Raw genomic sequence first — 14,143 nt, 5'->3', positions numbered from 1 at the left:
CTTCCTGTCCCGTGCGTCGCGTCGCTACGTCAGCCCTGGAGCGCGCCGGCTTGTCGCACGACCATGACGGGACACGGCGCTTCGCGGACCACCCGCTGGGCGACAGAGCCGAGGAGGACGCGAGCGAGGCCCTTGTCGGCGTGGGTCCCGGTCACCACGAGATCGAACGATCCTTCGCGGGCGAACCGCACGATCGCCGCCGCGGGCGGACCCTCGGTCAGGATCACGGTGCGCACCGGGCCGCCGATGACGCGCTCGGCTTCACGCTGATGGGCGGCCAGCTTCTGCTCGATCTCCGGCGCCGCGTGCTCGTATCTCTCCAGCAAGAGGTCGGGGGACGGTGCGTGCGCCTCGTAAACGTGGAGCAATGTCAGCGCGCCCTGGAGCCGCCGCACGAGGGATGCTGCTTTCCCTACGATGACGCCCGACGAGTCCGAGAGGTCGAGCGCACAGCAGACCTTGCTCCATTCAGGCATGACGTTCACTCCTGGAGAGCCCGTCCGCTGCAGGCGTCCTGCCGACGTCTTCACCAGCCCGCCTGGTGTCACGTGCTCGGAGAGGCGATCGCGCCCTCCGGCCGGAGATGGCGAAGGATCCTGCTTCGGGCGACGCGGCCGCGGCGTCGAGGTCTCCACTCAGGATGAGGGTAGCGTCGCCACTGGACGGGACGAGCTCGATCGCCATCGGCATCAAGCTACGCGCGTTGCACCACTCCGTCCTGACCCGGCTGCGGCGCTCCGCCAGGTCCCCTCGCGACCGTCGTGATCGGTGGGCTCGTCACCTCGACGCGCCGAGCAGGAGCGAGCTGACGAGCGAGGCGGAGGAAGGGCATGACCCGACAAGGCCGCGCACCCGTTGGTGGCAGGCGAGGCCGCTCCGGTGCGCTGCGGGGGTGGAAGGGAGGTACAGTTCTCGGCCGTGATCCGAACGAGGGTTTCCATGGGGGAGCCTGAATCTGGCGTGAACCCGTGCTCGAACGCTCCGAGCGCCCGGGCGGAGGACTCGCTCAGGGCGTCGGAGGAGCGCCTGCGGCTCGCCCTGGACGCCGCGAGCGAGGTGGTCTGGGACTGGAACGTCCTGGAGGACGAGATCTACCAGAGCGCGCGATGGGCGGAGCTTCTCGGGTACTCGCCCGAGCAGACACCGACCAGCATGTCGCAGCTCGCGGGCTTCATTCACCCCGAGGAGATGCCGATCGTGCAGCGGCAGGTCTCGAACGCGATCGGCGGAGTCACCGACACCATCACCTTCGAGCATCGGGTCCGCGCCGCATCGGGAGAGTGGAGGTGGATGCTCGCCCGGGCACGCGTCGTCGAGCGCGACGTGGCGGGCGCCGGGGTCCGCATCGTCGGCACGTGCTCGGACATCACCGCCCAGAAGCAGGCGGAGGAGACGCTGCGGGAGCTGGACCGCCGTCGGGAGCAGTTCCTGGCGGTGCTCTCGCACGAGCTGCGCAACCCGCTCGCCGCGGCGCGCAACGCCTTGTTCGTCATGGAGGGGGCCCCCGCCGGGAGTGCGCAGGCTTCCTCCGCTCGAGGCATCGTCCAGCGTCAGCTCGGCCAGCTCACGCGCCTGGTCGAAGATCTCCTCGACGCCAGCCGCATCACGCGCGCCAAGATCCGGCTGCAGCAGGCCAGGCTCGACCTCGTCGAGCTGGCGCGCCGCTCGGTGGAGGAGAACCGGTTCGCGTTCGCGGCGAAGGGAATCGAGCTGCGGGTCGCGCTCCCGCCCGGCCCGGTGTGGGTCGACTGCGACGCGACGCGCATCGTCCAGGTGCTCGGGAACCTCCTCCAGAACGCCGCCAAGTTCACGCAGCGCGGGCACGCCCTGCTCACCGTCGAGGTCGATGGCGCAGCGCGTGAGGCGGTGATTCGCGTCCGGGACACGGGGGTCGGGATCGCGCCCGAGCTGCGGAGCCGGCTGTTCCGACCGTTCGAGCAGGGAGATGGGACGCTCGATCGGAGAGGGGCCGGGCTCGGTCTCGGCCTGGCGCTGGTGAAGGGGCTCGTCGAGCTGCACGGCGGCACGGTCGAGGCCCGCAGCGAGGGGCCGGGGAAAGGGGCCGAGCTGATCGTTCGGCTCCCGCTGCAGGCGGCCCCGCGCGCGGCCGAGCCGGGGCCACCGCCGCCGGAGGCGTGGCGCCGGCTGAGGATCGTCGCCGTGGAAGACGACGAAGACGCCGCGGTGGTCCTCGGCCAGATGCTGGAGATCCTCGGGCACCACGCCGATCTCGCGCGCACCGGCGCGGAGGCGCTGGAGCTGGTCCGCACGGTGCGCCCGGACGCGGTCCTCTGCGACATCGGCCTGCCGGGCATGAGCGGGTACGACGTCGCTCGCAGGATCCGAGAGGATCCCGAGATCAGGCACATCCCGCTCGTCGCGCTGACCGGGTACGCCTCACCGGCCGACGTCCAGCAGGCGGCCGAGGCGGGGTTCGATCGCCACCTCGCGAAGCCGACGCTGCCGGATGAGCTGTCCCGCGTGCTCGCCACGGTCTCGCGCGCGGCCCCCACGACGCGGGCTCCACGGCGAGAGCTCACGGCTGGCCCCTGACCCCGCTCCGGCGCAGCGCGCGCCCGCCCCTCCGCTCACCGCTCGACGCGCCCCGACACGATGCGCCACGTCGACGTCGTGCACCGCGCCGCGAAGGCGTCGTCGTGCGTGACGAGCAGGAGCGCGCCCGGGTAGGCCGCGAGCGTCGCCTCCAGCCGCTCGACGGTCGGCAGGTCGAGGTGGTTCGTGGGCTCGTCGAGCACGAGCGCCCACGCATGCCGGCCGAGGCCGAGCGCGAGCAGGAGCTTCCGGGCCTCGCCGGGAGACGGCTCCAGGCTGGCGAGGAGCCGCTCGGGGTCGCTCCCGAGCGCGGCGACGATCGAGAGCACCCGCCCCCGCACCTCGGGCGGCAGGCGGCGCACCGCCTCGAGCGCGCGCCGCGCCTCCCCGGGGGCGAGCTCCTGCGGCAGGACCAGCACCTTCTCCGGCGGGAGCGCGGAGGCCTCGAGCAGCGCGACGAGGAGCGTCGTCTTGCCGGCGCCGTTCGGCCCGGCGAGCCGCACGCGATCGGCGCGGCCGAGCCGGACCTCGACGCCGCGGAGCAGGGGCCGGCCGTCCACCTGGAGGAGCGGGCGCGCCAGCGCGAGGGGCCAGGGACGCGGCGCGCGCTCGAACCCCGCGAACACCGAGCGCCCGATCGCCTTCTCGACCGCGGCGACCGGCACCGCCTCCGCGGCGCGCGCCGCCTCGCGCCGGAGCACGCCGACTTGCCGCCCCAGGCGATCCTCGGCCCAGCCGGCGAGGTTCTTGGCGGGCATCCCGCGCGCGTCCCGATCCCTGGGGTCTCGCCCGCGTCCGCTGCGCGAGCGCTCCGCGGCCGCCCGCGCCCGACGCGCGTCGTCGAGGCGGCGCTCGGCCCGGCGCCGGGCGTCCTGCGCCGCGGCGCGCGCGTCCCAGGCCGCGGCCGTCTCGGCCTCCCACGCCGCGCGCGCGACGCCGTACGCGCCCCGGTACAGGCGCGCCTCGCCGCGGTGGAGGCGGAGCGTGGTCGAGGTGAGCGCCTCGAGCAGCGCGCGGTCGTGCGACACGACCACGCCCAGCCCGCGAAACCGCCGGAGCGCGTCGAGGAGCAGGGCGCGCGCGGCCTCGTCGACGTGGTTCGTCGGCTCGTCGAGCAGGAGCACGTCGGGGCCGGCCGCGAGCGCCGCCCCGAGCTGCCAGCGCTTGCGCTCGCCCGGGGAGCAGGTCGCCCAGCGCGCGAGGTCGGCCGGCTCGAGGTGGAGCGCGTCGCGGAGGCGCCGCGCCTCGCCATCCTCGCGGGCGGCGAGGGCGAGCGCGTCGGGGCCCGGGTCGTCCACGCGCTGCGGGCAGAGCACCACGCGCGCTCCGCCGGGCTCGACGCGCACCGCGCCCGAGCTCGGCTCGAGCGCGCCGGCGACGAGTGCGAGGAGGGTGGACTTCCCGGCGCCGTTCTCGCCCACGAGGCCGGTGTAGCCCGGGTCCAGGGTGAGGTCGGCGCCGTCGAGGATGGGAGCGGCGTCCGCGTACGCGAACGTGAGCCGCTCGAGGCGGAGGCGTGGCATGGGTGCTCCGGGAGACGCGCCGCGCGCGGCGGCGGCGGGGGCCGGCCAGGAGGTCGGCGGAAGAGGGCTTCGGTCTCTAGGAGCGGTCGATCATGGGTGCGACGCTCGCGCGTCGCGAGCCCCATCTAGCGCGGTCCGTCGGCCCACGCAACCGCGTGCCCTGTACGCCGTAGCGAGCTAGTCCGCCAAGCCGGCACGGTCCCGCACCGCCATCATCGTCGCGAGCATGGTGAGGACGAGCCGCTCCTCGCTGCCCGCGCTGGCGAACACGTCGCCGGCGCAGGTCGTCAGCGTGCGCCCCGCCTTGAGCACGCGCCCCCGCGCCACGAAGCTCTCGCCTTTCCCTGGCGCGAGCAGGTTCACCTTGAACTCGACGGTGAGCACCGCGGCGTCCGCCGGCATCAGGGTGAGCGCCGCGTAGCCGCAGGCGCTGTCGGCGACCGCGGTCATCGCCCCGGCGTGCAGGAACCCGTGCTGCTGCGTCAGGTCGGCGCGGAAGGGCAGGCGGAGGTCCACCTCGCCCGGCGCCACGCGCTCCAGCGTCGCCCCGAGCGTCGCCATCATCGCCTGGCGCGCGAAGCTGGCCCGGACGCGGGCGTCGAACCGCGGGTCGGCGGGCTGGAACGCGCTCATGAGGGCCACTCCCAGCGGGCGCGGGTCCGCCGCGGGTCACCGCTGCTTCTGGTACGTCCCCATGAGCTCGGCCTTCGCCAGCACGTGGCCCTCCATCGCCTGCTCGAGCTTCGGCTTCGTCGGCGAGCCGAGGTCCGGGAGGACGGTGTCGAGCGCGTACAGCTTGAAGAAGTAGCGGTGCCGGCCGATGGGCGGGCAGGGGCCGCCGTAGCCGGTGCGCTTCCAGTCGTTCACGCCCTCCCGCGTCCCGGCGGGCAGCTCCTTCGACGCCACCGCGCCCGGCAGGCCGGTCGAGGTGGCGGGGAGGCCGTAGAGCACCCAGTGGACCCAGGTCATCTTCGGCGCCTTCGGATCGGGCGCGTCCGGATCGTCGACGATGAGGGCGAGGCTCTTCGTGCCGGCGGGCGCGCCGGACCAGGCGAGCGGCGGAGAGGCGTCCTCGCCCTCGCAGGTATGGACGGAGGGGATCTCGCGCCCTTGCTGGAACGCCGGAGACTGCAGCGAGAAGGTCATGGCCCCGCGACTCTAGACGGGCCGGGGTGCCAGGATCACGCGCGGATCTGGGGTCCATCTTCGGGGGGCGCCCGGCGCCGGCTCGTGCTACGTCGAGCCGGCATGTCCGACCTCCCGACCCTCTACGCGATCGACTTCGGCACCAGCAACTCGCTGCTCGCCGCGGCGAACGCCCGCCGGGTGTTCGATCCGGTGCCGCTCGACCCGTCGGCCCCGGATCCCACCATCCTCCGGAGCATCCTCTGCTTCCCCGACGCGGGGGGCGCGTTCGTGGGCTCCGACGCCCTGCGGCAGTTCATCGAGCACGGCGCGGAGGCGCGCCTGCTGCGCTCCATCAAGCACTACCTGGGGTCCCGGTCGTTCCGCGGCACGGTCATCCGCGGGCGCCAGCTGACGGCGGAGCAGCTCGTCGGGTCGCTGCTCCGCAACATGCGGCAGCGCGCCGACGCCTTCTTCGGGACCGAGGTCCGGCGCGCCCTGCTGGGCCGGCCGGTCCACTTCGACGGCGGGGACGACGCCTTCGCGGAGGGGCGGCTCCGCAAGGCGGCCGAGCTCGCCGGCTTCGAGGAGGTGCACTTCCTGCCGGAGCCCATCGCGGCGGCGCGGGCCTTCGGCGCGGCGGCCGATCGCGACGAGGTGGCGCTCATCGGCGACTTCGGCGGCGGCACCTCCGACTTCACGGTGCTCCGCGTCGGCCCGCGCGCGCTCGAGCGGGCCGACGTGCTCGCGGTGGGCGGCGTGGCGGTGGCGGGGGACGCGCTCGACGCCTCGCTCATGCGCACCCGCGTCAGCAAGCACTTCGGCGCGGAGGTCCAGTACCGGGCGCCGTTCGGGAGCAACGTGCTGCGGATGCCGCACGGGGTGATGCAGCACCTCTGCTCCCCGGCGCACCTGTCGATGCTGCAGCGGCGGGACATCGCCAGCTTCCTCGCCGACGTCCGCCGCTGGTCGGTCTCCGACGAGGACCGCCGCCGGCTGGACCAGCTCACCACCCTCGTGGACGACACCCAGGGGTTCCAGCTCTTCGAGGCCATCGAGCGCGCCAAGCGCGAGCTCTCGTCGGCGCCGCGCGCCGAGATCGCCTTCTCGTACCCGGGCATCGAGGTGCGGGAGCCGGTCACGCGCCCCGGCTTCGAGGACGCGAGCCGGCGCGAGGTGGACGCCATCGCCCGCTGCCTGGAGGACACGGTCCGGAGCGCCGGCGTCGCGCCCGGCGACATCGGCGTGGTCTGCTGCACGGGGGGCACCGCGAAGGTGCCGCGGATCGCCGCCGAGGTCCGGCGGCTCCTGCCGGCGGCCCGGCTGGAGCAGTTCAAGGGCTTCCACTCGGTGGTGGAGGGGCTCGCCCGCGAGGCCCAGGCGGTCGAGCGGGGAGGGGCGGCGCCGTGAGCCCGCTCGCGCAGGCGCCCGGGGCGGGAGCGCCCACCGTCCTCCTCGCCGGCCACGTGACGCTCGACCGCCACGGGAGCGGGTTCGTGCCCGGCGGCGCGGCGACCTACTGCGCGCTCGCCTACGCGGGGCTCGGCGCGCGGGTGCGCGTCCTGAGCGCGGCCGGGCCCGAGTTCCCGGCGGGCGCCCTCGGGCGCGCGGAGGTGGCGTTCGCGCCGGCGCCGCGCACCACCACCTTCGCGAACGCCTATGGCCCCGACGGGCTCCGCTCGCAGCGCGTGCTCGCGGCCGCGCCGCCGCTCGACCCGGCGCGCCTCCCCCCGGCCTGGCGAGCCGCCGACCTCCTGCACCTCGCCCCCATCCTCGCGGAGGTGGAGCTGGCCGCGTTCCGCCGCGCCGTGCAGGCCCGCTTCTCCGGTCTGGGCGTGCAGGGCTGGGTGCGGCGGCTCGAGCCGGACGGGAGCGTCTCGCAGCCGCGCTGGGACCCGGCCCCCGAGGAGCTCGCCGGGATCGACGCGGCCGTCCTGGGCGAGGACGACGTCCCGGGGCAGGGCGATCTCGTCGGCCGGCTCGCCCGCCACGTCCCGGTGGTCGCCTTCACGCACGGCCGGCGCGGCTGCGAGGTGATCGCGCGCGGCCGCACGTGGAGGGTCGGGGTCCATCCGGCGCGCGAGGTCGATCCCACCGGCGCGGGCGACGTGTTCTCGGCGGGCTTCTTCCTCGCGCTGGCCGGCGGGGCGGAGCCGGCGGACGCGGCCCGGCTCGGCGCCGCGGCGGCGTCCATCTGCGTCGAGGGCGTGGGGCCGTCGGCGCTGGGGCGCATCGGCGAGGCGCGGGCGCGGGCGGCGGCGGTCCCGGCGCAGCTCGCCCCGTGAGCGCGCCGTCAGGCCCTCCCGCTCAGGCGATCTTCTTCAGCGCGTCCTCGAGCAGGCGCACCGTCCGCTCGACGTGCGTCAGCTTGTCGAGCCCGAACAGGCCGATGCGGAAGGTGCGGAAGTCCGGGCCCTCGTCGCACTGGAGCGGCACGCCGCCGGCGGTCTGCAGGCCCGCGGCGGCGAACTTGCTGCCGTTGACGACGCCCGGGTCGTCGCTGTAGCTCACGACCACGCTCGGCGCCTCGAAGCCGGGCGCGGCGACGCTGGGGAAGCCCTTCCTGGCGAGCAGCGCGCGCACCTCGCGGCCGAGCTCGAGCTGCGCCGCCGCGAGCTTCGCGAAGCCGTGGTCGCGCGCCTCGAACATCGTGTCGCGCAGCTTCCGCAGGCCGTCGGTCGGGGGCGTCGCGTGGTAGGCGTGGCCGCCGGCCTCGTACGCCTCCATGATCTGCAGCCACTTGCGCAGGTCGGCGGCGAAGCTCGTGCTGGTGGTGGCGTCGATGCGGGCGCGGGCCGCCTCGCCCAGCATCACGAGCGCGCAGCAGGGTGAGCCGCTCCAGCCCTTCTGCGGGGCGGTGACGAGCACGTCGACGCCGGTGGCGGCCATGTCGACCCACAGCGCGCCGGAGGCGACGCAGTCGAGCACGAACAGCCCACCCACCTCGTGCACCGCCGCCGCGACGGCGCGCAGGTAGGCGTCCGGGAGCAGGATCCCGGAGGCCGTCTCGACGTGCGGCGCGAACACCAGGTCGGGGCGCTGGCTGCGGATCGCCGCCGTGACCTCGTCGATGGGCGCCGGGGCGAAGGGCGCCTGGCGTTGCGTGCCCTGGCGGCGCGCCTTCAGCACCGTCGCCTCGGCCGGGATGCGGCCCACCTCGAAGATCTGCGTCCAGCGGTAGCTGAACCAGCCGTTGCGGAGGACGAGGCACCGCTGGCCCTGGGCGAACTGGCGCGCCACCGCCTCCATGCCGAAGGTGCCGCTGCCCGGCACCACGATGGCGGAGCGCGCGCCGTAGACCTGCTTCAGAGTCGCCGACAGGTCGCACATGACGCGCTGGAACCGCTTCGACATGTGGTTCAGCGCACGGTCGGTGTAGACGACCGAGTACTCGAGCAGACCGTCCGGATCGACGTCGGGCAGCAGGGCAGGCATGGGTTCTCCGCTGGGAAGAGGCCACCGCGCGAACGGCGGGCGAGAGCTTAACACCGGCCGCCCGGCGGGGCCGCCGGCCGGACGGGCGCGGCGGGCGCCCCCCCGAGCGAGCCGAGCCGTCAGGTCGCGTTCCAGTCGAGGATCACCTTCCCCGACCGGCCGCTGCGCATCACGTCGAAGGCTTCCTGGAAGCGGTCGATGGGGAACCGGTGCGTCACGACCGGTGAGAGGTGCAGGCCGGTCTGGAGCATGGCGACCATCTTGTACCAGGTCTCGAACATCTCCCGGCCGTAGATGCCCTTCAGGAAGAGCCCCTTGAACACCACCTGGCTCCAGTCGATCGCCTCCTGCCCCGCCATGATGCCGAGCAGCGCGACCTTGCCGCCGTGGTTCATCACCTCGAGGAGCTGGCGGAAGGCGCTGCCGTTGCCGCTCATCTCCAGGCCGACGTCGAACCCCTCGGTCATGCCGAGGTCCGCCATGACCGTCTTGAGGTCCTCCTTGCCGACGTTGACGGTGCGGGTGGCGCCGAGCTTCGCGGCGAGCCCGAGCCGGTAGTCGTTCACGTCGGTCACCACGACGTGGCGGGCGCCGACGTGCCGCGCCACGGCGGCGGCCATGGCGCCGATGGGGCCGGCGCCGGTGATGAGCACGTCCTCGCCGACCAGGTCGAAGGAGAGCGCCGTGTGCACCGCGTTGCCGTACGGGTCGAAGATGGCCGCGATGTCGTCGGGGACGTCGTCCGGGATCCGGTAGACGTTGACCGAGGGCAGCGAGAGCAGCTCCGCGAACGAGCCGGGCCGGTGGACGCCGACGCCGACCGAGTGCCGGCACAGGTGGCGCCGGCCGGCGCGGCAGTTGCGGCAGAAGCCGCAGGTGAGGTGCCCCTCGCCGCTCACCCGGTCGCCGGGCTTGAAGGCCGTGACCTCCGCGCCGACGCGCTCCACCACCCCGACGTACTCGTGGCCGACGATCATCGGCACCGGGATGGTGCGCTGGCTCCACGCGTCCCAGTTGTAGATGTGCACGTCGGTGCCGCAGATCGCGCTCTCGCGGATCCGGATGAGGACGTCGTGGACGCCCACCTCGGGCTCCGGCGCGTCCCGCACCATCCAGATCCCCTCCCGCCGCTCCGTCTTCGCCAGGGCCTTCATGTCGTGTGTTCCTCCGTCGCTAGCCGGGCCGGCCGGCGAGGGCCGCGGGCGTCGCCACGAAGCCCGCGCCGCCCTCCGGCAGCCAGCGGTCGAGCTCGCAGATGGGCCCCCCGACGACCTCGGGGCCCGCCGCGCCCGCGCGCACCGCCGCGTCGGCGGCGTGCACGCATACCATGACCGCGAGGGCTGGGCGCGTCAGCCCGGCCGCGAGGGCGCAGGCCCACGCCACCGCCTCGGTCCGCGCGGCGCTCGCGGCCTCGGGCTCGGCGGGGAGCAAGCGGACCCCCAGCACGCTGCCCGCCGTGCCGAGCGTGAGCGCGTAGCCCGCCTCGCGGAGCGCCGCCTCGGCGGCGTCGCCCACGTCGGCCTGCGCGGTGAGCGACTCCATGTCGGCGCTGCCGCGCGGCTTCACCCCGACGTGGACGGCCACCGCGGGCGCGGTCTGCAGCGCGCTCGCCGGCGCGTCGCCCAGGGCCGCCCGGGCCGCCTCGGCGACGGCCATCGCGGAGGGCCAGCGCCGCTCCCGATCCTTCTCCAGGCAGCGCGCCACCACCGCGTCGAAGGCCGGCGGCACCGGCGCGAGCGCGCTCGGCCGCGGCGGCGCCGCCTCGAGGTGCATGCGCTCCACCTCGGCCGGATCCGGGGAGTCGAACGGCAGCTGGCCGGTGAGCATCCGGTGCAGGAGCACGCCGAGCGCGTAGACGTCGGCGCGCAGGTCGATGGGCGCCCCCCGGATCTGCTCCGGCGACATCGAGGCGGGCGTCCCGATCCGCTGCCCGACGGCGGTGAGCCCGCCCGCCCCCGGCTCGAGCAGCTTCGCCACCCCGAAGTCGAGGAGCTTCACCTGCGGCGCGGTCCCCTCCGACACCAGCATGACGTTGCTGGCCTTGACGTCGCGGTGGACGACGCCCGCCTCGTGCGCGGCCTGCAGCGCCTCGCAGACCGGCGTCAGGTAGCCGACCGCCTCCGCGGGGAGGAGCGGCGCGCGCTCGAGGAGCAGCGCGTGCAGCGTCCGCCCCGCGAGCAGCTCCATCACGCAGAACGGCCGGCCGTCGGGGAGGGTGTCGATGTCGTAGATGTCGACGATCCCCGGGTGCCGGATCTGGTTCACGGCCCGCGCCTCGAGGATGAAGCGGGCCGTGATCTCGCTCGACTCCGCCGCGTCCCGGTGGAGGATCTTGACCGCGGCGCGGTGCCCGGCCAGCCGGTGCTCCGCCAGGTAGACGCCGCCGTGCGCGCCCGCCCCGAGGAAGCCCAGCACCAGGTACTCGCCCACCTCGGCGCCGAGGGGGACGCCCTCCTCGTTCGCCCCGAACGGCGGCGGCGCGGGGACCGTGTCGTCCATGCCCGTGCTCATCCGGGCGATAGGCTAGCATGCCGGCCGTGGCGACGAGCGACCCCCCCGGCGACGCACCCGGCGCACCCGAGCTCACGGCGCGCGCGCTCGCGGCGGGCCTCGCCATCGGCGCGCTCATCGCGGTCGGCAACGTCTACATGGGGCTCAAGACGGGCTGGTGGGACTCCGGCTCCATCACCGCCTCGCTGCTCGCCTTCGCGGGCCTCTCGGCGTGGGCGGGGGTGAGCGGCCGGCGCGCCACCGCCCTCGAGACGAACCTGGCGCAGACGGCGGCGGTGGCGGTGGGCGCGGCGCCGGCCGCCGCCGGGCTGCTCGGCGCCATCCCCGCGCTCGCGCTCCTGGGGCGGGACACGCCGGGCTGGGTCGCCGGCGCGTGGGGGCTCGGCGTGGGGGCGCTGGGCGTCCTCTTGGCGCTGGCGCTGCGACGCCGGCTGGTCGAGGAGGAGCGGCTTCCGTTCCCGACCGGCGTCGCCACGGCGGGCGTCATCCGCGCCGCGCACGGGGGGGAACGCTCGGGGACGCGCCTGCTCGCCGGCGTGGGCGGCGCGTCGGCGGCGCTCACCGCCGCGCGCGACGTGGCCGGCTGGTGGCCGGCGGTGACCGCCTGGCCGGGGACGGTGGCCGGCGCGCCCGCGGCCGCGCTCGGGCTGGGGATCGCCTGGAGCCCCATGATGGCGGGCGCCGGGCTGGTCGCCGGACTGCACAACGGGCTCGGCGTGCTGGCCGGCTCGGTGGTGGCGTGGGCCCTCGTCGCGCCCGCGCTGCTGCGCTCGGGCGCGGTGCCGGAGGCCGCCTACGGCCCGCTGGTGGGGTGGCTGGCCTGGCCGGGCGTGGCCCTCATGCTCGGCTCGGCCTCGGTCGCGCTGGCGGGCCAGGCGCGGACCCTGCCGCGCGCGCTCGGCGACCTGGCGAGGCTGCGCGGCGGGGGGCGGTCGGCGCTGTGGCTCGGCGGCGCGGCGGTGGCGGGGATCGCCGTGGTGGGCGCCGCCGGCTTCGGGCTGCGCCCGTGGCAGGTGGCCGCGGCCCTGGCGCTCGCCGCGGTGCTGGGCGGCGTGAGCGCCCGCGCCGCCGGGCAGACCGACATGATCCCGGCGGGCGAGGTCGGACAGCTGGCGCAGGTCGCCGGCGGGGTCGTCTCCCGGACCACGCTCGCCTCCAACGCCGGGATGGGCGCGGTGGTGGCGGGGACCGCCTCGCAGGCCGGCGTGTCGCTCTGGGCGCTCAAGGCGGGGAGCGACCTGGGCGCCTCCCCGCGCCGGCAGGCGCTGGCGCTGCTCGCGGGCACGGCGGTCGGGGCCGCGGTGGCGGTGCCGGCGTACCTGCTCCTGGCGCGATCGCAGGGGCTCGGGACGGCGGCGCTGCCGGTCCCGGGGGCGCTCCCCTGGAAGGCGATCGCCGAGACGGCGGCGGGAGGCCTCGCGGCGATGCCGCCCGGCGCCGGGGTGGCCGCCGCCGTGGCGTTCGCCGCCGGGGCGGCGCTCGAGCTGCTCGGCCGCACGCGCGCCGCCCGCTTCCTGCCGGCCGCGGGCGCCGTCGGGATGGGCTTCATCGCCCCCGCGCACTACGCCGCCGCCATCGCGGCGGGGGCGCTCGCCGGCGCCGCCTGGCGGGCGCTCCGCCCCGCCCGCGCGGGCGCGCTCGTTCCCCTGGTCGGCGCGGGCGCCATCGCCGGCGAGTCCATCGCGGGGGTGGCGGTCGCCGCCTGGTCGGTGCTGGGGCCCGGGCGCTGAGGAGCGTGAGCAGCCGCTCCAGGCTGCGCGCTCGACCGGTCGTGAGAGGCCCCTCCCCGGCCCTCTCCCCGCTGCGCCTCACGATTCGCCACAAGTCCCCCTAGGCACGTTCCAGCCGGCCGAGAGGTGCGTGGCCGTCCAGCGGTCGCCGCCTCGTCGAGCCAGGCGGCACCGTCCGGCGAGCGCCGCCGGCGAGGCGCCACCCCCACGTCCGCGGCGCCGTCCGCGAGATCGGCTCACGATCCGGTACCGCGTCGTCGCTGCGTCCGCGTCGAGCCAGCGGCCTCAGCGCCCTCTCCGCACGCCCCAGAAGTGCTTCCGCCAGCGGCGGTGGATGGAGCGCTTCGGTCCGCGTCCTTCCGGAACTGGTCCATGTGCTCCCTGCCGAAGACTTGCACAGCGTGCAGGGAGTTGTGATCCCAGCAAGCCACTCTCAGGTTGTCGGCGGTGCTGCGCCCACCGAGCGCCACCGGGCGGATGTGGTCGAGCTCGAGTCGCTTCGTCGAGCCGCAGACGCTCCCGTCCGGCAGGCGGAAGCTGCAGCGGCCGCCGTCCCGCTTCCACACCTCCCGCGCGACCGCCGCCGGGACGTGGCGCGGGTCAGCGGAGGGCTTCTGAGGCGCCGGCCGCGGCCGCTTCACGAGGCCGCGCCGGCGGTCGGTCTTCTCGAGGAGGAGGTCGAGCGCGGCGGAGAGCACCGCCTCGGTGTCGCCGTCGGGGATGGCGTGGGAGAGCGCGTCCTTGGCGGCGTCGAGCTTGGCGAGGAACGCCTTCGAGACGGTGAGGTGGTAGCGGCGGAGGTCAGCGTCGAGGGGCACCACCTCGTCGCGCGGGCGAGCCGGCGCGGAGAAGAGGTCGGTCGCCTCGCCCTGCTGTACCCTTTCGGACTTCACCGGCGAAGTCCGTTCGGGTACAGGCGAGGCGGTCCGCGCCTCCGCGGGCGCGCTCGCGCGCAGTGGCGGCGTGGTGCGCGCGAGCGCCGTGACCACCTCGCGCCGCGGCGGATTCGCGACCGGCCTCAGCTCGGCGACGAGCGCCTCCGCCTCGCGCTTCGAGAGCCCGTAGAAGCGCGGCAGCACCTCGCTCGCGTTCTCAGGGGTGAGCGCCTTCGAGAGCTCGTAGACGACCGACATGCACACGCGCCCATCGCGGAGCGGCTCCACGACGGCGGGGAAGCGCTGGACGAGCGCGGCGGCCGTCATGCGCCGGGCGGCGGCGCTGCTCGTGAGCCGGAGCTCGCGCTCGAGGTACTGGAAGAGCGAGGCG

Annotated in this window: 12 protein-coding genes; 4 read left to right on the top strand and 8 right to left on the bottom strand. The window is 75.6% G+C overall.

Annotated features, from left to right (window positions below):
• Positions 1–29: 29 nt before the first annotated feature.
• Positions 30–476, bottom strand: a complete 447-nt coding sequence (locus HWY08_RS19975) for a universal stress protein (protein ID WP_176068538.1) — start codon at positions 474–476, stop codon at positions 30–32.
• 463 nt (positions 477–939) lie between these two features.
• On the opposite strand from HWY08_RS19975, the gene HWY08_RS19970 reads away from it, so the two are divergent.
• Positions 940–2,553 carry a hybrid sensor histidine kinase/response regulator gene (locus HWY08_RS19970; protein ID WP_176068536.1) on the top strand — a complete coding sequence of 538 codons (1,614 nt, stop codon included), beginning with the start codon at positions 940–942 and terminating at the stop codon, positions 2,551–2,553.
• 35 nt (positions 2,554–2,588) lie between these two features.
• Here the strand turns inward: HWY08_RS19970 and HWY08_RS19965 are convergent, their stop codons facing one another.
• The 3 genes from HWY08_RS19965 to HWY08_RS19955 form a co-directional block, all read right to left on the bottom strand.
• On the bottom strand, positions 2,589–4,076 hold the full coding sequence (locus HWY08_RS19965; protein ID WP_176068534.1) for an ATP-binding cassette domain-containing protein: 1,488 nt from the start codon (positions 4,074–4,076) through the stop codon (positions 2,589–2,591).
• Positions 4,077–4,253: 177 nt separating this feature from the next.
• Positions 4,254–4,709, bottom strand: coding sequence for a PaaI family thioesterase (locus HWY08_RS19960; protein WP_176068532.1), 456 nt, complete (start codon positions 4,707–4,709; stop codon positions 4,254–4,256).
• Between the two features lie 36 nt (positions 4,710–4,745).
• On the bottom strand, positions 4,746–5,222 hold the full coding sequence (locus HWY08_RS19955) for a YbhB/YbcL family Raf kinase inhibitor-like protein (protein WP_176068531.1): 477 nt from the start codon (positions 5,220–5,222) through the stop codon (positions 4,746–4,748).
• Positions 5,223–5,324: 102 nt separating this feature from the next.
• Between HWY08_RS19955 and HWY08_RS19950 the strand changes: the two genes are divergently transcribed.
• Together HWY08_RS19950 and HWY08_RS19945 are read left to right on the top strand one after the other, a co-directional pair.
• Complete coding sequence (locus HWY08_RS19950; RefSeq protein WP_176068530.1) at positions 5,325–6,611, top strand: Hsp70 family protein; 1,287 nt, start codon at positions 5,325–5,327, stop codon at positions 6,609–6,611.
• Positions 6,608–7,486 carry a PfkB family carbohydrate kinase gene (locus HWY08_RS19945; RefSeq protein ID WP_176068528.1) on the top strand — a complete coding sequence of 293 codons (879 nt, stop codon included), beginning with the start codon at positions 6,608–6,610 and terminating at the stop codon, positions 7,484–7,486. The genes HWY08_RS19950 and HWY08_RS19945 overlap by 4 nt, the downstream gene beginning before the upstream one ends.
• A 22-nt stretch (positions 7,487–7,508) precedes the next feature.
• Here HWY08_RS19945 and HWY08_RS19940 read toward each other — a convergent pair whose 3' ends face one another.
• From HWY08_RS19940 to HWY08_RS19930, 3 genes are all read right to left on the bottom strand, one after another.
• Positions 7,509–8,636: an aminotransferase class V-fold PLP-dependent enzyme gene (locus HWY08_RS19940; RefSeq protein ID WP_176068526.1), complete on the bottom strand. Its 1,128-nt coding sequence runs from the start codon at positions 8,634–8,636 to the stop codon at positions 7,509–7,511.
• Positions 8,637–8,755: 119 nt separating this feature from the next.
• On the bottom strand, positions 8,756–9,790 hold the full coding sequence (tdh, locus tag HWY08_RS19935; RefSeq protein WP_176068524.1) for an L-threonine 3-dehydrogenase: 1,035 nt from the start codon (positions 9,788–9,790) through the stop codon (positions 8,756–8,758).
• A gap of 19 nt (positions 9,791–9,809) precedes the next feature.
• Positions 9,810–11,147 (bottom strand): serine/threonine-protein kinase, encoded by a 1,338-nt coding sequence (locus tag HWY08_RS19930; protein WP_235969720.1) that lies wholly within the window; start codon positions 11,145–11,147, stop codon positions 9,810–9,812.
• Positions 11,148–11,164: 17 nt separating this feature from the next.
• Here HWY08_RS19930 and HWY08_RS19925 point away from each other — a divergent pair, with 17 nt between their 5' ends.
• Positions 11,165–12,877: an OPT/YSL family transporter gene (locus HWY08_RS19925; RefSeq protein ID WP_371869359.1), complete on the top strand. Its 1,713-nt coding sequence runs from the start codon at positions 11,165–11,167 to the stop codon at positions 12,875–12,877.
• Between the two features lie 236 nt (positions 12,878–13,113).
• On the opposite strand, the gene HWY08_RS19920 is transcribed toward HWY08_RS19925, so the two are convergent.
• Positions 13,114–14,143 (bottom strand): HNH endonuclease (locus tag HWY08_RS19920; protein ID WP_176068520.1); only part of this gene is annotated, 1,030 nt, incomplete at its 5' end.

The sequence above is a fragment of the Anaeromyxobacter diazotrophicus genome (assembly GCF_013340205.1).
Taxonomy (GTDB): Bacteria; Myxococcota; Myxococcia; order Myxococcales; family Anaeromyxobacteraceae; genus Anaeromyxobacter_A; species Anaeromyxobacter_A diazotrophicus.
This window is presented reverse-complemented; position numbering and strand designations above follow the sequence as displayed.